A 23,735-nucleotide genomic window follows, 5' to 3' on the forward strand; every position below is an offset into this window, starting at 1 on the left:
CCCCGCCTATATTGCTCTATGGGCCACCCCAAGCAGCCCCGGCACCCGCTGATCCTTTCCGATTCGCGTTTGCCGGGGCAAAATCTTTTGTAAGAAAAAGACAGGAACGCGCATGGCCCGTCGCCGCCAGATCTACGAAGGCAAGGCAAAGATCCTTTACGAAGGCCCCGAGCCCGGCACGATCATCCAATATTTCAAGGATGATGCGACCGCCTTCAATGCCCAGAAGAAGGGCACGATTTCGGGCAAGGGCGTGCTCAACAACCGTATCTCCGAGCATATCTTCACCCTGCTCGGCCAGATCGGCGTGCCGACCCACTTCATCCGCCGCCTCAACATGCGCGAACAGCTCGTCCGCCAGGTCGAGATCGTGCCGATCGAGGTCGTAGTGCGCAACGTCGCCGCCGGTTCGCTGTCGAAGAAGCTCGGCATCGAAGAAGGCACCCAGTTGCCGCGCACGCTGATCGAATATTGCTACAAGGATGATGCGCTGGGCGACCCGCTGATCTCCGAAGAGCATATCGCCTGCTTCGGCTGGGCCACGCAGGAAGAGATGCACGACATCGCCGACATGGCGATCCGCATCAATGACTTCATGTGCGGCCTGTTCGCCGGCATCGGCATCCGCCTCATTGACTTCAAGCTGGAATTCGGCCGCCTCTATGACGGCGATTACAGCCGCATCATCCTGGCCGACGAGATCAGCCCCGATGGCTGCCGCCTGTGGGACATGGCGACCAACGAGAAGCTGGACAAGGATCGCTTCCGTCGCGACCTCGGCGGCGAAGTCGAAGCCTATCAGGAAGTGGCGCGCCGCCTGGGCCTGCTGCCCGAAGGGCTGGACACCACCGTCCTCGACCTCGACACGCATCGCAAGAAGCGCGAGAAGGACTGATCTACGAAAAGGCCGGCCGCAACGCCGGCCTTTTTCTTTTGGGCCTCAGGCGAGGATGGCATCCGCCATCAGCTTGAGCCCCAGCAGCACCATCAGCACATAGATGAGCGTGTAGAAGCGCGCAGCATCGACCCGCCGGACCAGCCAGACGCCGGCGAAGGTCGAGACCACCGCCACCGGCACCAGCAGCGCCGTCGCCATCAGATTGGCGTGGGTGAACTGACCCAGCGCGGCATAGGCCGGCACCTTCATCCAGTTCATGACAGCGAAGGCGACAGCCGTGGTGCCGACCAGCATGTCGCGCGGCAGCTTCTTGGGCAGCACCCACATCTGGAAAGGCGGCGATCCGGCATGGGCGATCTGGCTGGTGAAGCCGCTCGCGATACCGAAGAGGGTGCCGACCCAGCCCGGCGAGGTCGAGGGCAGGACGATCGCCCCGCCCCGCTCGACCCAGAGCCGCTGTAACCCGAACAAGGTGGAAATGGCGCCGAGAGCGCCCAGCACTACGGTTTCGGAAACTTGCGCCGCGAACCAGTAGCCCAGCCCGACGCCGATCGCCATGCCGGGCAGCATCACCGCCAGGATATGCCCGTCCCAGCTGCGGCGGAAGGCCCAGACGCTGACCGCGTCCTGCAGGATCAGGATCGGCAGCAGGATCGCCGCGCCGCGCACCGGATCGACTCCCAGCGCCATGATCGGCATCGCCAGCGCCCCGACACCGGCAAATCCGCCCTTGGCGAGCCCCGATATAATGACGGCGATGATGGCACAGGCGAGATAGAGAAGGTCGGGACTCATGCCCCAGCCTTATAAGCAGTTGCCGGCAAAGAGAATAAGCAGGGCGACCTGGGCCGCCACGCCCATGACATTCAGTTCCGCTCGCGTCCCAGATTGGGCAGGAAGGCGGTGAGCAGGCCGATCGCCGGCAGGAAGGCACAGACCCGGAACACCATCTCGATGCTGCTATGGTCGGCCAACCAGCCCAGCCCGGCCGCGCCCAGCCCGCCCATGCCGAAGGAGAAGCCGAAGAACAGGCCCGAGATCATGCCGACCTTGCCGGGCACCAGTTCCTGCGCGAAGACGACGATCGCGGGGAAGGCGGAGGCGAGGATCAGGCCGATGATGACGGTCAGCGGCCCGCTCCAGAACAGCCCGGCATAGGGCAGCGCCAAGGTGAAGGGCAGCGCCCCCAGGATCGAGAACCAGATCACATATTTGCGCCCGAACCGGTCGCCCAGCGGTCCGCCCGCGACCGTGCCGACCGCCACCGCCGCCAGGAAGGCGAACAGATGGAGCTGCGCATTCTGCACCGACAGGTCGAACCGCTGGATCAGGTAGAAGGTGTAATAGCTGGTCAGGCTGGCGAGATAGACATATTTGGAGAAGATCAACGCCAGCAGGATCGCAATGCCCCGCGCCGCCTGCCCGCGCGGCAGTTCGACATGCAGCGCGCCGGCGCCGCCGACCTGCAACCGGCTGAGACCATGGTGGCGATACCAGTTGGCGACATTCCACAGCACCGCGCCCGACAACAGCGCCAGCAGCGCGAAGAAGGCGAGGCTCGACTGGCCCCAGCGCACCACGACCAGCGCCGCCGCCAGCGGCCCCAGCGCCTGCCCCGCATTGCCGCCGACCTGGAACAGCGACTGCGCAAGGCCATGGCGACCGCCCGCCGCCATCCGCGCCACCCGCGAGGATTCGGGATGGAAGACCGAGGAACCGACGCCCAGCAGCGCCGCGCCGACCAGCACGAGGCCATAGCTGTGCGCGATCGATAGCACGGTCAGCCCCGCCAGCGAGAAGAGCGTGCCACCCGGCAGCGCCATCGGCGTCGGCCGCTTGTCAGCATAGAGGCCGATCATCGGCTGCAGGATCGACGCGGTAATCTGATAGACCAGGGTCACCATGCCGATCTGGCCGAAGCTCAGATGTAGCTCGCTCTTGAGACCCGGATAGATGGCGGGAAGCAGCGACTGCATCATGTCGTTGAGCAGATGGCAGAAGCTAATCGCCACGATCACGCCAAATGCCGTGCCGCCCGCTGCCAATTGTGCGCCTGCCTTGTCTATCCGTGTTTCTTTCATTGTCCGTTCCTTTCTGGAAGCGGCCGATTAGCGCTTCCCTTCGCGTCCCGCTTCCGCATATGGGTCAATCTCTTTTGCGATCGGGACAATCATGGACCAGCGGCACCCCGACGATCATGAGCATGTGCCCCGGCCCGTGGTCGGCATCGGCAATGATTATCCGCCCTCCTTCGAACTGGCCGAGCATCAGCATCGGCGCGGGCAATTGCTCTATGCCGCGTCCGGCGTGGTCGCGGTCAGCACGCCGCAAGGCGCCTGGGTCGCCCCACCCGAACGGGCCGTCTGGATTCCTGGCGGCACGCCCCATGCGGTGCGAATGGTCGGCGCGGTGCAGACGCGCAGCGTGCTGGTCGATCAGGCCGTCTATCCCGGCCTGGCCCGGTCCTGCCGGGTACTCGGCGTGTCACCGCTGCTGCGCCAGTTGCTGGTGGAGGCCGCCCATGTTCCGGTAGAATATGCGGAAGCGGCGCGCGATGGCCTGGTCATGCGGCTGCTGGTGGCAGAGATCGAGCGGGCGCCGCTGATCCCGCTCGCCGTGCCCTTCCCACGCCATGCCGCGCTTGCGGCGCGCTGCCACGCCTTTGTCGAACAGCCACAGGCCCATGTGACGATCGACCAATGGGCCGACGCGCTGGCGATGAACCGGCGTCGCTTCACCCGATTGTTCCGGCAGGAAACGGGGATGAGCTTCGCGCAATGGCGGCAACAGGCCTGCCTGTCGGCGGCCCTGCCCCGGCTGGCGGCGGGCGAACCAATCACGACGATCGCGCTGGACCTGGGCTATGACGGGCCGGCCAATTTCTCGACCATGTTCAAGCGAGCGCTGGGTGTCTCGCCCAGCCGCTATCGCCCCTGATCCTCAGGCGGACTTGGCGCGATAGCCCACCAGCAGGCCGAAGCAGAAGGTTGCGAACAGCGCCAGTTGAACCCGCCCATGCGGATCGTCATAGCCCACAATCTGCTGCCCCCAGGCAAAAAGCCCCACAAACATCGCCAGTGCCAGACCGGACATGCCCCATATCCCTGTAAAAACTCCGCCCTCAGATTATCCTCAGCTTCCTAAGAAAGTCATAATCTCTTGCCTGCGCGCCGCGCCGCGCCTAGGGGGAGCGGCAAAGTTCATCCCCCCGCATCGGCGGGCGGCATGCCAAGGAGTTTGCACCTCATGAAAGCCCGCATCTTCGTCACTCTCAAGGGCGGCGTCCTCGATCCGCAGGGCCGTGCGATCCATCACGCGCTCGAAGGCCTGGGCTTTGGCGGCGTCAACGACGTGCGCGCCGGCAAGCTCATCGAGCTGGACCTGGCCGATGGCACCAGCGACGAGGATATCGACGCCATGTGCCGCAAGCTGCTGGCCAACACGGTCATCGAAAACTACCGCATCGAAAAGGTGGCCTGAGCCATGAAGAGCGCCGTCATCGTCTTTCCGGGCAGCAATTGCGACCGCGACCTGGCGGTGGCGTTCGAGGCTGCGACCGGTTCCAAGCCCACCATGGTGTGGCATCGCGATACCGAACTGCCCGACGACATCGACCTGATCGGCGTGCCCGGCGGCTTTTCCTATGGCGACTATCTGCGCTCCGGCGCGATGGCCGCCCGCTCGCCGGTGATGCAGGCCGTCGCCCGCGCCGCCGACCGTGGCGCCTTTGTCCTGGGCATCTGCAACGGCTTCCAGGTACTGACCGAAAGCGGTCTGCTGCCCGGCGCGCTGCTGCGCAACGCCGGCGGTCATTTCGTCTGCCGCGACGTCGCCCTGACCGTCGAGAACGCCCAGAGCGCCTTCACCAGCCGTTATGCCGCCGGCGAAGCGATCAGCTTCCCGGTCGCCCATCATGACGGCAATTATTTTGCCGATGATGCCACGCTCGATCGGCTGGAAGGCGAAGGCCGCGTCGCGCTGCGCTACGCCCAGAACATCAACGGTTCGGCCCGCAACATCGCCGGCGTCCTCAACGAAGCCGGCAATGTACTGGGCATGATGCCCCACCCCGAGCGCGTGATCGAACCGGCCCATGGCAACACCGACGGCCAGCGCCTGTTCGCGGGCCTGGTCGAGGGCCTTCTCGCCCGCGCCTGATACACCGGATCGAAATCGCAAAAGCCCGCCACGCATCAGCGCGGCGGGCTTTTTTTTTTCATGTACTCAGGTCGGTGACCCAGCGGTCAGCCGCCCCGGTGATAGTCATAATCATAGGCCCGGCCATGCGCCTTGGTCAGCACGGCGCCGACGATCGAGCCGCCGGCCCGGCGCAGTCGTTCCACCGCGACCCGCAGGCCGCCATGATGGTTGCGGCCCCATTCGACCACCAGCAGCGTGACCTGCACCTTGGCGGCGAGCAGTTGCGCGTCGGACATGCCCAGGATCGGCGGCGCATCGATCAGCACCGTGTCATAGCGGTCGCGCACCGCGCCCAGCAGTGCATCGAGCGCCGGGGTGGAGAGCAGTTCCGCCGGATTGGGCGGCACCGCGCCACAGGGTAGCAGCGACACGCCCGCGACACCGCTGTCGAGGATCAGATCCTCGACCTTACCCTGCCCGGTCAGCACCTCGCTAATGCCGCGCGTCGCGGTCACCCGGAACAGGCTGTGCTGCACCGGCCGGCGCATGTCGGCGTCGATCACCAGCACCTTCTTGTCCAGCCGCGCCAGCGCGCGTGCCAGCGCGTTGACGGTCAGCGACTTGCCTTCCTCCTCCTGCGCGCTGGTAACCAGGATGGAGCGCGGCAGGCCGGCAACCGATGCCAGTTGCAGCGACGCCGCGATCGGCGCGAAGATGTCGGGCGCGCTCGGCTGGTCGCCGGTGGTCGGCACTGCGCCCAGCAGCGGCAGGTCGACACGCTCCGCCAGCGTATCGGCCGACGTCACCGCATCGTCGAACATGTGCCGCGCCGCGATCAGCAGCAGGCCCAGCAGCATGCCGCCGAGCAGCGCGACCAGCATGATCTGGCCGGCATGTGGGGCAAAGGGCGTGGTCGGCACCGCCGCCCGGTCGAGCGGCTGGATGCGGCCGGCCTGGAAGCCCGCCTGCGACGCCATGTCGCGATAACGCTGCAACAGGCTGTCATGCAGCAGGCGATAGGTTTCGACCGACCGGCTCATCATGCTCATCTGCATGTCGCGGCCGCGCTCGACCCGCGCATCGCCTTCCAGCGCGGCGATTTCCGAAGCTATCTGCTTCTCGCCATGCGCCGCCACCTCATATTCCTGGCGCAGCGACGCGCGGATGGTGTTCGCCATGCTCTCGGCCTGATCGTCAAGCGCCGCCAGCCGCGCCCGCGCCTCGCGCATTTCTGGATGGGCATCCTTGCGGAACTGCCGTTCCTCGACCAGTGCCGCGCGCGCCTGCGCCCGTTCCGCCATCAACTGCTGCATGGCGCCATTGCCCAGCACCTCGGGCAGCGTCTCGGCGCTCGCCGCCTTCGCGCTTTCCCAGCGCTTCTGCGCGGCAATACGGTCCGCGACCGCCTGCGCGCGGAAGGCGTTGAGCTGCGCCAGACGCGCCGCGGTCGATCCTTCCGGCACCGGTGCGGCGTCCGGCTTTACATCCTTGCCGTCGCTCTTCTTGTCCTCGTCCGTGGCCGCCTCGGCCGGCACCGCGCCGGTGCGCGAGGCATAGACCGCCAGATCCCGCTCGGCCCGTTCCAGATCCTTGCGCGCGCCATCCAGCTCACCCAGCAGGAAACGACGCGCCTGCACGCCGGACTCAAAGCCGCGCTTCAGGTCCGCCCGGATCAGGCTGTCGGCATAGCTGTTCGCCACTCTGGCCGACAAAGCCGGATCGGCACTGACGAAGCTGATGCGCAGCACCCGCGACTTGCCCGGCAATTCGACCTGCAGATTGTCGCGCAACAACTTGATGACCTGCTCATGCTCGACCTGGCGCTGGGTCAGGCTGCCCTGCCCCTGTGCCGGGCGGCGCGCATCCATGCCCTGGAAGAAGACCGGGCTGCCGACCAGCGCCAGATCGCGCGCGACATCCTCGGCCAATGCCCGGCTGCGCAGCACTTCCAGTTCGGTCTGCATCATGCTTTCGGTGTCGGCGGCGCTGACCGGCTTCTGCATCGCGCCGGCGCCGGCGGCCCCCGCCGGCACATCCTCCACCTCGACCGAGGCGGTCGCGCGATAGTCTGGCGTCGACAGCAGGATATAGATGACGCCCGCCAGCACGCAGAGCGCCATGGTGACGAACAGGATGACGCGGTGCCGCCGCACCACGGTCCATGTGCCGCGCGCGCTCTCGACAAAGCGGGTGGTGCGATCCTCCTCGCCGGCCTGACGCTGTTCCAGTTCGATGATCCGGGACACCATCAATTGCCTCCGTCTATGGCGATGAAGCCGGTCGCGACGGCGGGAATGGCGATCAGCGCGCCGCCAAGGATAGCCTTGGCGCGCGACAGGCCGACGATCACCAGATCGCCGGGCAATATTTCAGGATCGGGCGCTTCGCCCTTGCGAATGGCGCCCAGGTCGAAGGTCGCGGCCTGACGCTGCCCCTCGACGGTGCGGACCACCACCACCTGCCCCAGGCTCGCCAGCCGGGTCGGGCCATGGGCCAGCGCCACCGCCTGGATGAGGCCGATCCGTCCCTCGATCGGGAACAGGCCGGGCTCACGCACCTCGCCATCGACGGTGATGCGGCGGCCGACTGCCTGCTTCACGAACACCGTGACCTGCGGAGACACGAGATAGCGCTCGCCCAGCCGGCCGGCGATCACGTCCGACGCCTCGCCGGCGGTCAGCCCGCCGATCGACACATCGCCGACCAGCGGCATGCGGACCATGCCGGCCGCGCTGACCCGCGCATCCTCCAGCGACAGGTCGGGCTCATGATAGACCTGGACGCGCAGCACATCGTCGGGGCTGATGACATAGTCGCGGCCCACCGCGGCGGGCGCAGGCATCAACGCATAGGCGGCCTCGCCGCGCGGAGCATCCTCCACGGTCGAGCAGCCGGCGAGCAGCATCGCCGCTGCCGCGACGGCGCCGCCCCTCATGCCCTTGCCATAGTGCCCCAAAATCTGGCGCTTCATGCGCATCAACACCCCATTGCGAACCGGGTGCGGCCCGCAAAAGGGCCGCTCGGCTCGGGGGTTAGCGACGCGGCACCGTCATGGCAACCGCGCGGGGGGCAGGACGAACCGCCCGGCCGACGATCAGACCGCGATGCGCTGCGCAGCCGGCTCAGGCTGACGGCGCGGCTGGTCGGGCCAGATGCCGCGCGTGTCATAGACGGCCTTACCGGCGCGTTCGTCGACGGGAACGGATTTGAACATGTCATGATCGACAAGAATGATGAACACGCCGCATTGTTCCAGAGCCGTATCGAGATCGATCAGTTCGGCGCCGGTGCCGGCGAACTCCATCGGCAGATCCTGGGCATAGGGTTCGACCAGCTTGACCCGCTTGCCGTAGCGGCGGGCGAGCCGGCTGGCGACCTTGACCGCCGGACTTTCGCGGAAATCGTCGATGTTCGGCTTGAAGGCGAGGCCGAGGCAGGCAACATCCTCGCCGGCAAAGGCGTCGATCATGTCCGAAGACTTGGCCACGACATAATCGGTCTTGCCGTCATTCACCTCGCGCGCGGTCCGGATGATGCGGGCATTTTCCGGGTCGCCATGGACGATGAACCAGGGATCGACGGCGATGCAATGGCCGCCGACGCCCGGCCCCGGCTGCAATATGTTGACGCGCGGATGGCGGTTGGCCAGACGGATCACTTCCCACACGTCGATGTCCATGCGGTCGGCGATCACCGACAATTCATTGGCGAAGGCGATGTTGACGTCGCGGAAGCTGTTTTCAACCAGCTTGACCATCTCGGCTGCCCGCGCGGTGGTGGTGATGCAGGCTCCGCGCACGAACTGGCGGTAGAAGCCCAGCGCCTTGCGCGCGCAGCGCGGCGTGATGCCGCCGATGCAGCGATCATTGTCGATCAGCTCGACCAGGATGCGGCCGGGCAACACCCGCTCGGGGCAATAGGCGATGGCGATGTCGCCGGCGACGCCGGGCGCCGGCATCTTGAGGTCGGGGCGCAGTTCGGCGATCAGGTCGCGCATCGCCTCGGTCGTGCCGACCGGCGAGGTGGATTCCAGGATCACCGTATCGCCGTTCTTCAGCACCGGGGCGACGGTCCGTGCAGCCTGCAGCACATAGGAGATGTCGGGCGCGCGGTCCTCGGCCACCGGGGTCGGCACCGCGATGATGAAGACGTCGCTGGCCTCGACGCTGAGCGACGCACGCAGATTACCGCGTGCCACCACGCCCTGCACCAGGCCATCGAGATCGACTTCCTCGATATGGACCCGGCCCGAATTGACCGTCTCGACCACATGGGCGCTGACATCGACACCGACGACCTGCGCGCCGCCGCGCGCGATCAGCGCCGCAGTCGGCAGGCCGATATAGCCCAGGCCAATGACGGAAACCTTCTGCTTGCTGTCGACGGGCATGGGGGAGATAATCCTTCATTCACCAAAATTCGGAGCGACATTGCCCGGAAATGTTGAAGATTTGGGTAATGTCAGGCGGCAAGATGCGCCGCGCCGGCCTTTCCTGCAATGATATCGGCAATCCGCTCGGCCGCCTTGCCGTCGCCGAACGGGTTATGGGCACGGGCCATCGCCTGATAGGCGGCATCATCGTCGAGCAGCGCCAGCACCTCGCGCACGATCCGTTCCCGGTCCGCGCCGACCAGCTTTGCCGTGCCCGCCTGCACCCCCTCGGGCCGCTCGGTCGTCTCGCGCATCACCAGCACCGGCTTGCCGAGCGAGGGCGCCTCTTCCTGCACGCCGCCGCTGTCGGTCAGCACCAGATGGCACAGGTCGAGCAGGCGGACGAAATGGGGATAGTCGAGCGGTTCGATCATCGCGACATTGGCCAGGTCGCCCAGCACCGCATCCATGACCGGACGGACATTGGGATTGGGATGGACGGGGAAGATCACCGCGACATCCGGCCGCGCGGCAATGTCCGCGATGGAACGGGCGATCGCCTCCATCCCGCCGCCGAAATTCTCGCGCCGGTGGCTGGTGACGGCCACGATCCGCTTGCCCGCGAAACGCGCCGCCAGATCGTCGAGGCCGCTGGCCAGCGCTGGTTCGCCATGGACCCGATCGACCGTCGCCAGCAGCGCGTCGATCACGGTATTCCCCGTGACATGAATGCCGGCCGCATCGCGATTTTCCCGCAGCAGCGCATCGGCCGCCGCCTGGGTCGGCGCGAAATTCATGTCGGCAATGCACGCCACGACGCGGCGATTGACCTCCTCGGGCCAGGGATGATGGATGTCGCCACTGCGCAGGCCGGCCTCGACATGGGCGACCGGGATCTTGCGATAATAGGCCGCCAGGCTCGCCACCATCGTCGTCAGCGTGTCGCCATGCACCACCACCCGGTCCGGCTTTTCCGCGTCGAACGCCTCGCCCAGCGCGACGATCAGCTTGGCGGTCAGCCCGTCCAGCGTCTGGTTGGGCGTCATGACGTCCAGATCGATGTCGGGCACGATGCCGGCAATCTCCAGCACCTGATCCAGCAGGCCACGATGCTGCGCCGTCACGATCACGCGGGTGTCGATATCGGCACGCGCCTTGAGCGCATGGATCACCGGAAACAGCTTGATCGCTTCCGGCCGTGTCCCAAATACCAGCGCTACTTTCACTCTGTGCCCTTTCGTTCGGATGCGCCTTCCCTGGCAAAAAAGGGTAACCAGCCGCTAAACGGTAGCATGGTAATTACGCAAAGGCGCGAATTGTATTGCGTTATGACTATGCTAGAGCCTCAAACCAATCACTTCCCGTTTGGAGTTCCACCAACTCATGAAAATCACCATGATCGGCACCGGCTATGTCGGCCTCGTCTCCGGGGCCTGCTTTGCGGATTTCGGCCATGATGTCGTCTGCGTCGACAAGGATGCGGGCAAGATCGCCGCGATCGAGGCCGGCACGATGCCGATCTACGAACCCGGCCTCGACCAACTGGTCGGCACCAACGCCGCCGCCGGTCGCCTGACCTTCACCACCGACCTGCCCGAAGGCGTGAAGGGCGCCGACGCCATCTTCATCGCCGTCGGCACCCCCTCGCGGCGCGGCGATGGCCATGCCGACCTCAGCTATGTCTATGCCGCCGCTAAGGAGATCGTCGAATCCCTCGATGGCCCGGCGGTCATCGTCACCAAGTCGACCGTGCCGGTCGGCACCGGCGACGAGGTCGAGCGGATCGCGCGCGAACTGCGCCCGGACCTCGACATCCAGGTCGTGTCGAACCCCGAATTCCTGCGCGAAGGCGCCGCGATCGGCGACTTCAAGCGTCCCGACCGCGTCGTCGTGGGCACCACCGGATCGGAACGCGCCATTTCGGTGATGAGCCAGGTCTATCGCCCGCTGAACCTCAACCAGGCGCCGCTGATGTTCACCGGCCGTCGCACGGCCGAACTGATCAAATATGCCGCCAACGCCTTCCTGGCGACCAAGATCACCTTCATCAACGAGATGGCGGACCTGTGCGAGGCGGTCGGCGCCGAAGTGCAGGACGTGTCGCGCGGCATCGGCCTCGACAAGCGGATCGGCAGCAAGTTCCTGCATGCCGGTCCGGGCTATGGTGGCTCCTGTTTCCCCAAGGATACGCTGGCCCTGGTGAAGACCGGGCAGGATTATGACGCGCCGATCCGCATCGTCGAAACCGTGGTGCAGGTGAACGACCTGCGCAAGCGCGCCATGGGCCGCAAGATCGTGAAGGCGCTGGGCGGTGAAGCGCGCGGCAAGACCGTCGCCCTGCTGGGCGTCACCTTCAAGCCCAATACCGACGACATGCGCGACGCGCCCAGCCTGGCGATCGTGCAGGCGCTGGAGGATGCCGGCGCGAAGGTCGTCGCCTATGATCCCGAGGGCATGGACGTGGCCGCACCGATGATGCCCGGCGTCACCATGGCCGGTTCGGCCTATGAGGCCGCGTCCGGCGCCGACGCGCTGGTGCTGGTGACCGAATGGGACGCCTTCCGCGCGCTGGATCTCAAGCGCCTGGCCAGCTCGATGAGCGCGCCGGTGCTGGTCGACCTGCGCAACATCTATCCGGTCGCGGAAGCGGAAGCCGCCGGCTTCACCGTCACCCGCGTGGGTGGAAAGGGCAGCGCCGCCTAATGTGGCCATGGGAAGAGGAGGGCGTCAGCGCCCTCCCCCGACTGCGCCACTGGCTGCTGGCCGCCATGCTGATCCTGGGCGCGATGCTGGCCGTGCCGATCTTTGCGGCCCTGACCTGACGCCGTCAGGCCTTGAGCTTCCAGCCCTTGCGCAGCAGCACATAGCAGAGCAGCGCCAGCCCGGCATTGAGCGCCAGCAGCACGACGCTGCCGACCAGCACATTGCCGTCCGCCGCCGCGACGAAGCCATAGCGGAAACCGGAAATGGCGTAGAAGAAGGGGTTGGCATGGCTGATCGCCCGGAAGAGCGGCGACAGGCGGTCGATCGAATAGAAGGTGCCCGACAACAGGGTCATCGGCCCGATCACGAAATTGGTGATGGCGGCGGCATGATCGAATTTTTCCGCCCAGATCGACGTCATCACGCCGATGAAGGCGGTCAGGCTGGCGCCCATCAGGCCGAACCAGATCACCGCCCACAAATGAGTCGGCGTCACATGCACGCCGGGCCACAGCGCCATCGCCCCCCACAGCGCCAGACCGACCGCGACCGCGCGGGTCACCGCCGCGCCGACCAGCGCCAGCAGCAATTCGCCCACCGACAGCGGCGGCATCAGATAGTCGATCAGCGTCCCCTGCATCTTGCCCGCCAGCAGCGAGAAGCTGCTGTTGGCGAAGGCATTGTTCATCATGCCCATCATCATCAGGCCCGGCGCGATGAAATCGGCAAAGGGCACGCCCAGCACCTGGCGGTTCGCCCCGCCCAGCGCGATGGTAAAAATCACCAGGAACATCAGCGTGGTAACGGCCGGCGCCCAGATCGTCTGGAGCTGCACCTTCATGAAGCGGCGCACTTCCTTGCGGTAGAGCGCACGCATGCCGGCCCAGTTGACGTTGCGGATCACCAACTCCCCCGGTTCATGGAAGGGAACGGGTGCGGGATGGGCGGCTGCAATTTTGGGCTGGTCGTTCATGATGGGATCGACTATCGGCTGGTCCGTTATGCCGCAAGGGCGTTCTGCGCGGTTGGAAGTCGCGCCTGCATGCCCCATATAGGGCGCATAGCACAGATTGTGAGGAGTTTTCATTGTCCTGGACCGACGAACGTATCGACCAGCTCAAGGCGATGTGGGAAAAGGGCCTGACCGCGAGCCAGATCGCGGACGAACTGGGCGGCGTCAGCCGTAACGCGGTAATCGGCAAGGCGCATCGCCTTGGCCTGCAGTCGCGCCCGTCCCCGGTGAAGGCCAACGAGGCGCCCAAGAAGGCCGCGCCCGCCCGCAAGCCGGCAGCCCCTGCCCCGGAAGCCGAAGCGCCCCGCGCTGCCGCGCCCGTGGCCGCCCCGCCGCCGCCGCCGCGTCCGGCCCCGGTCGCCGCACCGGCTGCGCCTGCCGCACCGGCTGCTGCCGCTGCCCCCAGCGACGCGCCTGCCGCGCCGCAGCCGCGCATCGTGTCGGTCGGCCCCGGCGGCTTCCTGCGCCAGGGCCCCGGTGACCAGCAGGCACCGATCCCGCCGGCGCCGCCGCGCCGCCTGGTGCCCGCCAAGCCGAGCGCCGAAATTGCCGGCAAGACGAGCCTGCTCGACCTGACCGAGCGGATCTGCAAGTGGCCGATGGGCCATCCGGGCGAGCCGGACTTCCATTTCTGCGGCGAAGCGGTGAACCCTGGCTTCCCCTATTGCGTGGAACATTGCGGCCGCGCCTATCAGGCGCAGTTGCCGCGCGGCACGCGCCGCCCGCCCCCGCCGCTGCCCTTCGGCGGCCCGCGGGTCCGCTGAGCCAACCGAGACAAGGAAGGCCGCCCCACCGGGCGGCCTTTTCTTTTGCCCCTATTTACCGACCAGTTGCGGATTTTCCGCCTTCCAGACCATCGCGGCATGGATGCGCCGTTCGACGCTGGGATGGTCGTAGAACAGGATTTCCTCCAGCCGAGAGGGCGATGAGGCGCGATATTCGATCGTCTTGACCAGCGCCTTGGCAAGGCCATCGGGCTCATGCGCGACCTTGAGCGAGAAACGGTCGGCGGCATTCTCGTCATAGCGGCTGATGCTGTTCATCAGCGGCACCAGGAATATTCCGACCACCGCTGCGACGGCCCAGGCGACTGGCATATGCGCCGGATCGCTGATCGCGCTGCCCGCGCCGAACCAGCGCGCCGCAACCGGATAGAGCCGGTCGACCAGGAAGAAGAGCAGCATCGCCAGCAGGCTCATGCCGCCCGCCAGCCACAGCACATGATGTTCGGCATAATGGCCCATTTCATGGCCCACCACGCCGCGCACCTCGGCCAGGTCGGCGCCGCGCTTGAACATGGTGTCGCTCATCGCCACCCGCGCCGTGCCGAACAGGCCGGAGACATTGGCGGTATAGCGTTCGGACTGCTTCGACCCGTCATAAATATAGATTTTGTCGCCCGGCACGCCGGCACGATGGGCCAGTTCGACCACCGCATCGCGGGTCGGCCCGGCGGGCGCTGGCGTATAGTTATTGAACAGCGGCTCGATCGCCACCGGCGCGATCACCACCATCAGGATGATGCCCAGCACGACCACCAGCCCCGACCAGGCCCACCACCAGCGCGGCGTGCGGCACATCAGCGCATAGATGGCGACCGCCAGCAGCGCCACCAACGGAATGCTGATCGCGCTCGACAATATATCCTCGCCCAGCCAGCCGCCGAAACCCTGGCTGGTCAGCCCATAGCTGCGCTCGCGTCCCCAATTGGCATAGACGGACCAGGGCAGTTCGATCAGCCAGTCGAGCAGGAAGAAGAGCAAGGCGGACAGGAACACCGCCAGATTGGGGCGCCGCACATGCACCCGCCGCCCCAGCCGCACCAGCAGGCCGCTGCGCCAGATCAGCGCCATGGCGACCAGTGTCACCAGCATGCCCCAAAGCAGCAGCCAATGCCCGCCCTGGGTATAGGCGATCGCCCGTTCATGCTGGACCGGCGACAGCGTCGCCAGATAGGCGGCGGTCGCCGCATCGGGGTTGAAACCTGCCGCCATATTCTCGACCTCCCGCCATATCCTGTCGGCGGAAAGCTATGTCGGGCGCGGGATCAGGTAAAGATCACAAGAGGAAAGGGCCGGAACATCGTCCCGGCCCCTTCATTGCGGCGGATCAGAAGCGGAAGCTGGCGGTCGCCATCAGGCTCTGATTGTCGAACTTGTCGCCACGGTTGATGCTGGTGCCGCCGGATGGCGTGATGATGAAGGGGTTGGTCGCGGGCGCGCTGCCCTGCCCCACATCGACGCGATAGTCGCCCGTGTTATAACGGGTCCAAAGATAGCGGGCGCCGATCGAGAAATTCTGCGCAACCTTGGCTTCGACACCGCCGCCCATGGTGTAGCCCCAGGCATCTTCCTTGCGATCATATTCGGTGAAGCTGTTGGCGGTGTTGCTGGTGTCGAAATGATTCTTCACCTTGGCATAGGCCAGGCCGCCGGTGATGTAGGGCATGACGCCGCCATCGGTGGTATAGCCCAGCCGCGCGCGCAAATTGGCGTTCCAGCCGATCCGCCGGGTCATGGTATAGCTGGCCGGCGTGGTCGAATATTCGGTCACGCTGTCGCTGACATAGGCCTTGCCCGCTTCGCCGACGATGCCCGCGACGATATTGCCGAACTGCCGGTCATAGCCGACATGGCCCATCCAGCCGATCGCATCCTTGTCGCCATTGCAGCCGCTGGCCGGCGTCGCGCCCCGTGCCGAACCGCCGCAGGTGCCGGGCGAAAAGGCATTGGCCCCGGCCGCTGTGGTGACGACATTGTCATAATTGCCGTCCCCGTCCGTGTCGAAGCGCAGATGTTCGCCGCCATCGCCCTTCGACCAGTTATAGCCGAAAGAACCGCCGACATAGGGGCCGGTCCAGTCGACCTTGCCGCTGTCCTGCTGCGCCATTGCCGGCGTCGCCAGGGCGAGCGCCAGCGTGGCGCCGATCGGCGCAAAATGCTTGAATGTCATGAATATCTCCAGCCTGACCTTGGGAATATACCCTGATGGAGGCAACCGACCGGACGGCCGATTTGTTGCACCACGGCTTGTAACAATTGATTGCTGACGATCGCGTGCGCGCAGCGCTTGCGCCCGACGCCCGGCTGCCTATAGCTTGGCGGAATGTCCGAAGACCTGTTCGCCTCCGCCCAGTCCACCACCTCGCCGGGCTATGACGCCTCCACCATCGAAGTGCTCGAAGGGCTGGAGCCGGTCCGGCGCCGTCCGGGCATGTATATTGGCGGCATCGACGAGCGCGCCTTTCACCATCTCGCCTCCGAAGTGCTCGACAACAGCATGGACGAAGCGGTGGCCGGTCATGCCACCCGGATCGAGATCAGCCTGGAACCGGGCAACAAGCTGACCATCACTGACAATGGTCGCGGCATCCCGGTGGACGACCACCCCAAATTCCCCGGCAAGTCGGCGCTGGAAGTCATCCTCACCACACTCCATTCGGGCGGCAAGTTCGAGGGCAAGGCCTATGCAACCTCGGGCGGCCTGCATGGCGTGGGCATCAGCGTCGTCAACGCCCTGTCGATCAGGACGGTGGTCGAGGTCGCGCGCAACAAGGAACTGTTCCGCCAGAGCTTCAGCCAGGGCCTGCCCACCAGCGGCCTGGAAAAGGTCGGCGCCGCCCCCAACCGGCGCGGCACCGCGGTCAGCTTCATCCCCGACAGCGAGATTTTCGGCGAGCAGAAGTTCAAGCCGGCCAAGCTCTACCGCCTTGCCCGGTCCAAGGCCTATCTGTTCGCCGGGGTCGAGATACGCTGGAAATGCGCGCCCGAACTGATCAGCGACGATACCCCGCCCGAAGCAGTGTTCCAGTTCCCCGGCGGCTTGGCCGACCATCTGAAGGAGCAGCTGGGCGACCGCGAATGCGCCACCACCCAATTCTTCTCGGGCAATCAGGATTTTCCGGGCGAAGCCGGCCGGGTCGAATGGGCGGTCGCCTGGCCGCTCTGGTCCGACGGCAGCTATAGCTGGTATTGCAACACCATCCCGACGCCCGATGGCGGCACCCACGAAAACGGCCTGCGCGCCGCGCTGGTGAAGGGCATCCGTGCCTTTGGCGAACTGGTGGGGCAGAAGAAGGCGAAGGACATTACCGCCGATGACATCATGACGTCATCGGAGATCATGCTGTCGGTCTTCATCCGCGATCCCCAGTTCCAGAGCCAGACCAAGGATCGCCTGACCAGCCCCGACGCCGCGCGTCTGGTCGAAAATGCGGTGCGCGACCATTTCGACCATTTCCTGACCGACCATATGGACCGGGGCAAGGCGCTGCTCGCCTATGTCATCGACCGCATGGACGAGCGGCTGAAGCGCAAGCAGGAAAAGGAGGTCAAGCGCAAGACCGCCACCAGCGCGCGCAAGCTGCGCCTGCCCGGCAAGCTCACAGATTGTTCGAACGATGACCCGGAAGGTGCTGAAATCTTTCTGGTCGAAGGCGACTCGGCCGGCGGATCGGCCAAGCAGGCCCGCGACCGCAAGACGCAGGCAATCTTGCCCCTGCGCGGCAAGATCCTCAACGTCGCCTCAGCAAACACCGCCAAGATATTGGCAAACCAGGAAATTGCCGACATGATCCTGGCGCTGGGCTGCGGCACGCGCAAGGATTGCAACCCGGATAATCTGCGCTACGAACGCATCGTCATCATGACCGACGCCGATGTCGACGGCGCCCATATCGCCACCCTGCTGATGACCTTCTTCTTCCAGGAAATGCCCGAGTTGGTGCGGCGCGGCCATCTCTATCTGGCCCAGCCGCCGCTCTATCGCCTGACCGCCGGCGGCAAGAGCCTCTATGCGATGGACGATGCCCAGCGCGAGGCAATGCTGGCCAAGGAGTTCAAGGGCAAGAAGGTCGAGATCAGCCGCTTCAAGGGGCTGGGCGAGATGAACCCGATGCAGTTACGCGAAACCACCATGGACCCCAAGACCCGCAGCCTGATCCGCATCACCCTGCCCGACGACATCGAGGATCGGCAGCAGGTGCGCGATCTGGTCGAGCGGCTGATGGGCACCAACCCCGCCCATCGCTTCGCCTTCATCCAGGAAAATGCGGCAGCGGTCGATGAGGAAGCGATTGACGCATGAGGCTGCTGGCGGCCGCGCTTGTCTTCATCGGGATGGCGCTGCTGCCCGGCCGCGCCATGGCTGATCCTGCCCCCGCTTTTCGCGCGCGCGCCGCGCAACTGGTGACCATCCTCGCCGGCCCCGGCAACGAAGCCGACTTCTTCTCCCCCGTCTTCATCGACGCGATCCCGGTCGACCGCTGGCGCGCGCTCGCCGCCGACCTGCGCCGCCAGCATGGCCGCCCGGTCGCGCTTGGCGCGCTCACCCAGCAAAGCGCAACCGCCGGGCAGATGGAGGTCCGCTACGAACGGGCGATCGTCGCCATCACGCTGGTGATCGCCCCCGACCCGCCCAACCGCGTCGTCGGCCTGCGCATCATCGGCAGCCGCCAGGCCGATGACAGCATGGCCGCGGTGCTGCGCGACATTGCTGCCCTGCCGGGTCGCAGCAGCTTCGCCATCGCCCGGCTGACCGATGCCGGTCCCGTCCTGCTCCAGTCGTACCATCCCGACCAGCCGATGGCGACCGGCTCCTCCTTCAAGCTGACCGTGCTGGCCGAACTGGCGCGTGCGGTGCAGGCCGGCGAGCGCCGCTGGAGCGATGTCATCCCGCTAGGCCCGAAAAGCTTTTCCGGCCGGCTGATGGCATGGCCCGATCATGCGCCGATGACGCTGTACAGCCTGGCGACCGCGATGATCGCCGAAAGCGACAATAGCGCATCGGACACGTTGCTGCTGGGCCTGCGCCGCGACAAGGTCGATGCCATGCGCCAGCGCTTCGGCATCGCCGATCCGCGCAGCCTGCCGATGCTGAGCACGGCAGAGGCCTTTGCCCTGAAGATGCCCGGCAATGCCGAATTGCGCCGCCGCTATGAGGCCGGGACGGTCGCCGATCGCCGCGCCCTGTTGCGGGATGCCGCCGCCCGACTGACCGCGGCCCATGTCGATGTCGGCACCGTGTCGGAAAATCCGGTGGCGATCGATACGCTCGAATGGTTCGCCAGCCCGCAGGAGGAAATCGCCCAGCTCGACTGGCTGCGCCGCAACGGCGGCGACGCCCTGTCGATCATGGCGGTCAATCCGGGCATCGCCCCCGCCAACGCGAAACGCTGGCGCTATTTCGGCTATAAGGGCGGCAGCGAACCCGGCGTCATTGCCATGAATTTCCTGGTGCAGGCGCAGGACGGCCAATTTTATGCGGTCAGCGGCGCCTGGAACGATCCGGTCGCCCGCGTCGACGAAGGCCGCTTCGTCATGCTGATGACGCGCGCGCTCAATCTGCTGGCCGACTGATCTACCGGCCTGGCACCTGTCCTACATCCCTTCGATCGGCTATAAATGTCCGAACGGACATGGACAGGGCGCGTAACAATCCATCACCAGTTGGACATTTAATGTCAAAATATACGGGAAATATGCGAAGTTAAGCGGACGAAATCCTATTTTCCTGGCCAAGCCGGATCAGGCCGTGAGCGCCTCGACCAGCGCCTTGACCTTCTTCTGGCGCCATTGCGGCAACGGCGCGATCAGCCAGTAGCTGAGCATCGTCGGCAGGGCATCGCCCACTTTGCGCACCCGTCCATTCTCGATATCCGCCTGCGCCAGTAGCAGCGGCACGCTCGCCCGGCCAAAGCCGTTCGCCGCCGCCTCGATCGCAAGGCCCGCATCCGCCACCCGGATCGCGGCAGGCAGGTCGCCCGAGGGGCAGCCGGGCCATTCGATCCGCTGCTCCGGCCCGCCCGCCGCCGCTTCCACGGTGACGAAGGCGGTTTCGCCGATCTTGATGCCCTCATGCTCGCCTGCGCCATCGGTCAGGCGCAGCGCCAGGTCCAGATTGGCCTCGGTAAAGTCCAGCGCCTCGTCGGCAGCGACCAATGAGAAGGTTAGGCCAGGCTGGCTCGCGGCATAGGCGGCGAGACGCGGCTGCAGCCATTTGGCGGTGATGTCGCGCGGCGCCGCGATCGTCAGCGACGAACTGGACTGGCCCGCCTGCATCGCCCGCACCGCTTCCTCGAACTCCAGGAAACCGGCGCGCAGCGCTTCCAGCCCCGCCTCGGTCTCGGGCGTCAGTTCCAGCCCCTTGGGCGTGCGGCGAAACAGCACCACGCCCAGCATATCCTCCAGCGCGCGGATCTGCTGACCGACCGCCGCCGGCGTCACCGCCAGTTCGTCGGCGGCGCGGGTGAAGGACAGGTGTCGCGCCGCGGCATCCAGCACGCGCAGGCCGTTGAGCGGCAAATGGGTCCGCTTCATTCGGCCACCGCCGGCGCGATCAGCGCGAAATGGGGAATGGTCACCTCGAACGTCTCGCCATCGGACCCGATCATCGTATAGGCGCCGCGCATCGACCCGGTCGCCGTGTTGAGCGGGCAGCCCGACACATAGTCATAGCTTTTGCCCGGTTGCACCACCGGCTGTTCCCCGATCACGCCTTCACCCTCCAATTCCTGCTGAATGCCCCGCCCATCGGTGATGATCCAGTGACGGCTCAGCAGTTGCACCGGCTGTTCGCCCTGGTTTTCGATCCGGATATGATAGGCCCAGAACCAGCGCCCCCGGTCCGGCTCCGACTGTTCGGGCAGGAAAGTCACGGCGACATGGACGATGATGTCCCGCGTCGTCGCGTGCAGGGGGAACAATGCGTTCATGTCTCCCGCATGCGCCTCCCTGCCCGGTTCCGTCAACGCCCTATCGTCTTGAGCGCCTGGTCGAAGTCCGCGATCACATCGTCCGGATCTTCCAGGCCGACGTTCAGCCGCAGCATATCCTCGGTGATGCCGACTTCCAGCCGCGCCTCTTCGGCCATGCCGAAATGGGTGGTCGATGCCGGATGGGTCATCAGCGAGCGTGAGTCGCCGATATTGTTGCTGATGTCGACCAGTTCCAGCGCGTTGAGCAGGCCATGCGCCTCAGCCCGGCCACCACCGGTGTAGATGGAAAAGATCGGCCCGGCCGCTTCCATCTGTCGCATCGCCAGCGCATGCTGCGGGTGGCTTTCCAGTCCCGGATAATTGACCTTGGGCAGGCGGGTTTCCAGGAACTGGGCTACCTTGAGCGCATTCTCGCTCTGGCGGCGAATGCGCAGGTCCAGCGTCTCCAGCCCCTTCAGCACCACCCAGGCATTGAACGCGCTGAGCGTCGGGCCGGTGTTGCGGTGGAAGGGCAGCAGCACATTGTCGATCCAGTCGCGGCTGCCGCAAATAGCGCCGGCCAGCACACGACCCTGCCCGTCCATCATCTTGGTCGCGCTATAGGCGACGACATCGGCGCCGAACTCCATCGGCCGCTGCAATGCGGGCGAGGCGAAGGCATTGTCGACAACGGTGGTGATGCCGCGTGCCTTGGCGATCGCGCAGACGGCGGCGATGTCGACCACGTCCATGGTCGGGTTGGCCGGCGTCTCGAAGAAGAAGACCTTGGTATTGGGCTGTGCCGCCGCTTCCCAGGCCGCAACGTCGCTGCCGTCGATCGTCGTTGTCGCGATGCCGAACTTGGGCAGCAGCGTGTCGACCAGCCAGCGGCAGGAACCAAAGGCTGCCTTGGCCGCGACGACATGGTCGCCGGCCGACAGCTGGCACAGCAGGGCAGCGGTCATCGCCGCCATGCCGGTCGCGGTCGCGCGACAGGCTTCTGCGCCTTCCAGCAGCGCGATGCGCTGCTCCAGCATCTCGACAGTCGGGTTCTGCAGCCGGCTATAGGTCATGCCCTGCTGTTCACCGGCGAAGCGCGCGGCGGCATCCTCGGCCCGGTCGTAGCAATAGCCGCTGGACAGGAACAAGGCCTCGGACGTCTCGCCATATTCGGTGCGCGCGGTGCCGCCCCGGATGGCCAGCGTCGCCGGCTTCCAGTTCTTGGTGATCTCAGGGTTCTGCCCGCTCTTCCGCTTCATATCGCCTTCCGCATATCCGTCGTGACGCGCGGCGTTTCGCCGCCCAATATCTGTGCCATCTGGCTCATGTCGCCATTACCGCCCGAGAGGATAACCGCAACCTTCTTGCCGCGCATCCGCTCCTTTTCCTGGATCAGCGCGGCCAGCGCCACCGCACCGGCGCCCTCGGCCAGATTATGGGTGTCCTGCCAGTAGATGCGGATGGCATCCGCCACCTCCTCATCGGTGACGCCGACGAAACGGTCGGCGCGCGGCCCGAAATAGTCAAGCGCAGCCTGAACCGGGGTGCAGACCGCGACGCCATCGGCAAAGGTATAGGCGGTCGGGCTGGTCAGCAATTGCCCTGCCTCGAACGAGCGCTTGGCAGCATCGACATGGGCGGAAACGACGCCGACGACCTTGGTCTTGAGGCCCAGCGCATCCCTTGCCGCAATCGTGGCGCACAGACCCGATCCGCAACCGACGGGGACATAGACGGTGTCGAGGTCCGGCACCGCATCGAACAGTTCCAGCCCATAGCTGGCGACACCGCGCACCAGTTGCGCATGATAGGCCGGGACCATGAACAGCCCCTGCTCGGCGGCCAGGCGCATCGCCTCCGCCTTGGCGCTGTCGAAATCATGGCCATGTTCGATCAACGTCGCACCAAATGCCCGCATTGCGGCATTCTTCTCCAGCGCATTGCCATGGGGGACAACGATCGTCGCCTGCAACCCGGCGGCGCGGGCCGCGCGCACCTGCGCCTGGCCATGATTGCCGCGGGTCGCGGTGATGATGCCTGTCACCTCGGGATGAGTGCGACTCAGCCAGTCGATATAGGTGATGGCACCGCGCACCTTGAAGGCGCCGGTCGGCGTGTGGTTCTCATGCTTGACCCAGGTTTCGACGCCGATCCGCCCGGCCAGCAACGGCCAGGCATATTGCGGGGTCGGCGGCACCTGGTCATGAACCATGGCGGCGGCGGCACGAAGGCTGGGCAGGGAAAAGTCGTCCATGCCGCTGCCTAGCTGGCGCGTGGAAGAGCCGACAGGACCGATATGCGCGAATTGGCCCCTAGAGCCTGATCGTTTGAGGCGGAAGCGCCTTGCGCTTCCACCGATAACGTGAATCAGGCTCTATTCTTGGATGCTAGACCTTGATTCACGCTTCAGGCAGATTCAGCCTGAAGCGATCAAGGTCTAGGCGGCCCTGCGCACCCTGCCCTCGATCAGCGGATGCAGATGCGCCTCCTCCCACTCCATATGGTCATAGAGGGAATCCTGCAGCGCCAGCGTCGCCCGCTTGTAATTGCCCCAGTCGGCCGCGATCTGGGCCGGGGTCCATTGCTTGATATGGTCGCTGTAGCGCAGGAACAGGGCCACCATGGTGCGGCCATGCTGATGCACGACCGGCTCGGCCTCCATCGCCAGCGGCCCCTGGCGCAAGCCCCGCGCCAGCATGTCCTCACGCCCCATATGGTCGCGGAACAGTTGGGCGAAGCGGATGCGCCAGCGGGTCAGAAGTGCCATGTCGCGGACGTCATCGTCCATCATGCTGGCAAAATCCCGCATCATGCCCCGCAGGACATGATGGTCTTCAATCAGTTCAGTCGGCATTTGCGTCCCCATTCACCGCTCATATCGACCGGAAACGAAGAAACTTTACGTTCGCGTCATGCA

General features: G+C 65.7%; 23 protein-coding genes. 8 read left to right on the forward strand and 15 right to left on the reverse strand.

The window, feature by feature from the left end; all coding sequences use genetic code 11:
- Positions 1–112: 112 nt before the first annotated feature.
- Positions 113–895: a phosphoribosylaminoimidazolesuccinocarboxamide synthase gene (gene purC, locus AC0KVN_RS04950; protein WP_004207352.1), complete on the forward strand. Its 783-nt coding sequence runs from the start codon at positions 113–115 to the stop codon at positions 893–895.
- A gap of 45 nt (positions 896–940) precedes the next feature.
- Here purC and AC0KVN_RS04955 read toward each other — a convergent pair whose 3' ends face one another.
- The gene (locus tag AC0KVN_RS04955; protein WP_435568326.1) at positions 941–1,693 is read right to left on the reverse strand and encodes a sulfite exporter TauE/SafE family protein; all 753 of its coding nucleotides are present in this window, start codon (positions 1,691–1,693) and stop codon (positions 941–943) included.
- A gap of 71 nt (positions 1,694–1,764) precedes the next feature.
- Positions 1,765–2,979, reverse strand: a complete 1,215-nt coding sequence (locus tag AC0KVN_RS04960) for an MFS transporter (protein WP_435568327.1) — start codon at positions 2,977–2,979, stop codon at positions 1,765–1,767.
- A gap of 91 nt (positions 2,980–3,070) precedes the next feature.
- Between AC0KVN_RS04960 and AC0KVN_RS04965 the strand changes: the two genes are divergently transcribed.
- Positions 3,071–3,835: an AraC family transcriptional regulator gene (locus AC0KVN_RS04965; protein ID WP_185704934.1), complete on the forward strand. Its 765-nt coding sequence runs from the start codon at positions 3,071–3,073 to the stop codon at positions 3,833–3,835.
- Between the two features lie 3 nt (positions 3,836–3,838).
- On the opposite strand, the gene AC0KVN_RS04970 is transcribed toward AC0KVN_RS04965, so the two are convergent.
- Positions 3,839–3,991 carry a hypothetical protein gene (locus tag AC0KVN_RS04970; RefSeq protein WP_004207357.1) on the reverse strand — a complete coding sequence of 51 codons (153 nt, stop codon included), beginning with the start codon at positions 3,989–3,991 and terminating at the stop codon, positions 3,839–3,841.
- Positions 3,992–4,144: 153 nt separating this feature from the next.
- Between AC0KVN_RS04970 and purS the strand changes: the two genes are divergently transcribed.
- Positions 4,145–4,378: a phosphoribosylformylglycinamidine synthase subunit PurS gene (purS, locus tag AC0KVN_RS04975; RefSeq protein WP_004207358.1), complete on the forward strand. Its 234-nt coding sequence runs from the start codon at positions 4,145–4,147 to the stop codon at positions 4,376–4,378.
- A 3-nt stretch (positions 4,379–4,381) separates the two neighbouring features.
- A complete protein-coding gene (purQ, locus tag AC0KVN_RS04980) occupies positions 4,382–5,056 on the forward strand; it encodes a phosphoribosylformylglycinamidine synthase subunit PurQ (RefSeq protein WP_004207359.1) in 675 nt (224 codons plus the stop codon).
- Positions 5,057–5,142: 86 nt separating this feature from the next.
- Here the strand turns inward: purQ and AC0KVN_RS04985 are convergent, their stop codons facing one another.
- The 4 genes from AC0KVN_RS04985 to wecB all read right to left on the reverse strand — a co-directional run bounded on the left by AC0KVN_RS04985 (position 5,143) and on the right by wecB (position 10,636).
- A complete protein-coding gene (locus AC0KVN_RS04985) occupies positions 5,143–7,287 on the reverse strand; it encodes a GumC family protein (RefSeq protein WP_435568328.1) in 2,145 nt (714 codons plus the stop codon).
- Complete coding sequence (locus tag AC0KVN_RS04990; protein WP_099232221.1) at positions 7,287–8,015, reverse strand: polysaccharide biosynthesis/export family protein; 729 nt, start codon at positions 8,013–8,015, stop codon at positions 7,287–7,289. Before AC0KVN_RS04990 ends, AC0KVN_RS04985 begins: the two co-directional genes overlap by 1 nt.
- Before the next feature lie 117 nt (positions 8,016–8,132).
- Entirely contained in the window at positions 8,133–9,428 is a 1,296-nt protein-coding gene (gene wecC, locus AC0KVN_RS04995) for a UDP-N-acetyl-D-mannosamine dehydrogenase (RefSeq protein ID WP_069338254.1), read from the reverse strand.
- Between the two features lie 71 nt (positions 9,429–9,499).
- Positions 9,500–10,636 carry a non-hydrolyzing UDP-N-acetylglucosamine 2-epimerase gene (wecB, locus tag AC0KVN_RS05000; RefSeq protein WP_435568329.1) on the reverse strand — a complete coding sequence of 379 codons (1,137 nt, stop codon included), beginning with the start codon at positions 10,634–10,636 and terminating at the stop codon, positions 9,500–9,502.
- 157 nt (positions 10,637–10,793) lie between these two features.
- Here wecB and AC0KVN_RS05005 point away from each other — a divergent pair, with 157 nt between their 5' ends.
- A complete protein-coding gene (locus AC0KVN_RS05005) occupies positions 10,794–12,113 on the forward strand; it encodes a UDP-glucose dehydrogenase family protein (RefSeq protein WP_004207365.1) in 1,320 nt (439 codons plus the stop codon).
- Positions 12,114–12,237: 124 nt separating this feature from the next.
- Here AC0KVN_RS05005 and AC0KVN_RS05010 read toward each other — a convergent pair whose 3' ends face one another.
- A complete protein-coding gene (locus AC0KVN_RS05010) occupies positions 12,238–13,086 on the reverse strand; it encodes an ABC transporter permease (protein ID WP_004207367.1) in 849 nt (282 codons plus the stop codon).
- Positions 13,087–13,199: 113 nt separating this feature from the next.
- Here AC0KVN_RS05010 and AC0KVN_RS05015 point away from each other — a divergent pair, with 113 nt between their 5' ends.
- On the forward strand, positions 13,200–13,889 hold the full coding sequence (locus AC0KVN_RS05015; protein ID WP_037519632.1) for a GcrA family cell cycle regulator: 690 nt from the start codon (positions 13,200–13,202) through the stop codon (positions 13,887–13,889).
- Positions 13,890–13,940: 51 nt separating this feature from the next.
- On the opposite strand, the gene AC0KVN_RS05020 is transcribed toward AC0KVN_RS05015, so the two are convergent.
- Both AC0KVN_RS05020 and AC0KVN_RS05025 read right to left on the reverse strand, forming a co-directional pair.
- On the reverse strand, positions 13,941–15,119 hold the full coding sequence (locus tag AC0KVN_RS05020; RefSeq protein WP_435568330.1) for a M48 family metalloprotease: 1,179 nt from the start codon (positions 15,117–15,119) through the stop codon (positions 13,941–13,943).
- 115 nt (positions 15,120–15,234) lie between these two features.
- The gene (locus AC0KVN_RS05025; RefSeq protein WP_010337733.1) at positions 15,235–16,077 is read right to left on the reverse strand and encodes an outer membrane protein; all 843 of its coding nucleotides are present in this window, start codon (positions 16,075–16,077) and stop codon (positions 15,235–15,237) included.
- A gap of 153 nt (positions 16,078–16,230) precedes the next feature.
- Here AC0KVN_RS05025 and parE point away from each other — a divergent pair, with 153 nt between their 5' ends.
- Together parE and AC0KVN_RS05035 are read left to right on the forward strand one after the other, a co-directional pair.
- Positions 16,231–18,210 (forward strand): DNA topoisomerase IV subunit B, encoded by a 1,980-nt coding sequence (gene parE, locus AC0KVN_RS05030; RefSeq protein ID WP_435568331.1) that lies wholly within the window; start codon positions 16,231–16,233, stop codon positions 18,208–18,210.
- Complete coding sequence (locus tag AC0KVN_RS05035; RefSeq protein ID WP_435568332.1) at positions 18,207–19,481, forward strand: serine hydrolase; 1,275 nt, start codon at positions 18,207–18,209, stop codon at positions 19,479–19,481. The genes parE and AC0KVN_RS05035 overlap by 4 nt, the downstream gene beginning before the upstream one ends.
- A gap of 168 nt (positions 19,482–19,649) precedes the next feature.
- Here the strand turns inward: AC0KVN_RS05035 and AC0KVN_RS05040 are convergent, their stop codons facing one another.
- The 5 genes from AC0KVN_RS05040 to AC0KVN_RS05060 form a co-directional block, all read right to left on the reverse strand.
- Positions 19,650–20,441, reverse strand: a complete 792-nt coding sequence (locus AC0KVN_RS05040; protein WP_004207374.1) for a LysR family transcriptional regulator — start codon at positions 20,439–20,441, stop codon at positions 19,650–19,652.
- The gene (gene apaG, locus AC0KVN_RS05045; protein WP_004207375.1) at positions 20,438–20,836 is read right to left on the reverse strand and encodes a Co2+/Mg2+ efflux protein ApaG; all 399 of its coding nucleotides are present in this window, start codon (positions 20,834–20,836) and stop codon (positions 20,438–20,440) included. The genes AC0KVN_RS05040 and apaG overlap by 4 nt, the downstream gene beginning before the upstream one ends.
- A gap of 32 nt (positions 20,837–20,868) precedes the next feature.
- Positions 20,869–22,077, reverse strand: coding sequence for a trans-sulfuration enzyme family protein (locus tag AC0KVN_RS05050; protein WP_037519625.1), 1,209 nt, complete (start codon positions 22,075–22,077; stop codon positions 20,869–20,871).
- Positions 22,074–23,072: a threonine dehydratase gene (locus AC0KVN_RS05055; RefSeq protein ID WP_435568333.1), complete on the reverse strand. Its 999-nt coding sequence runs from the start codon at positions 23,070–23,072 to the stop codon at positions 22,074–22,076. Before AC0KVN_RS05055 ends, AC0KVN_RS05050 begins: the two co-directional genes overlap by 4 nt.
- Before the next feature lie 183 nt (positions 23,073–23,255).
- A complete protein-coding gene (locus tag AC0KVN_RS05060; protein ID WP_010337728.1) occupies positions 23,256–23,672 on the reverse strand; it encodes a hypothetical protein in 417 nt (138 codons plus the stop codon).
- Positions 23,673–23,735: the final 63 nt, after the last annotated feature.

The sequence above is a fragment of the Sphingobium sp. SG1 genome, assembly GCF_057063145.1.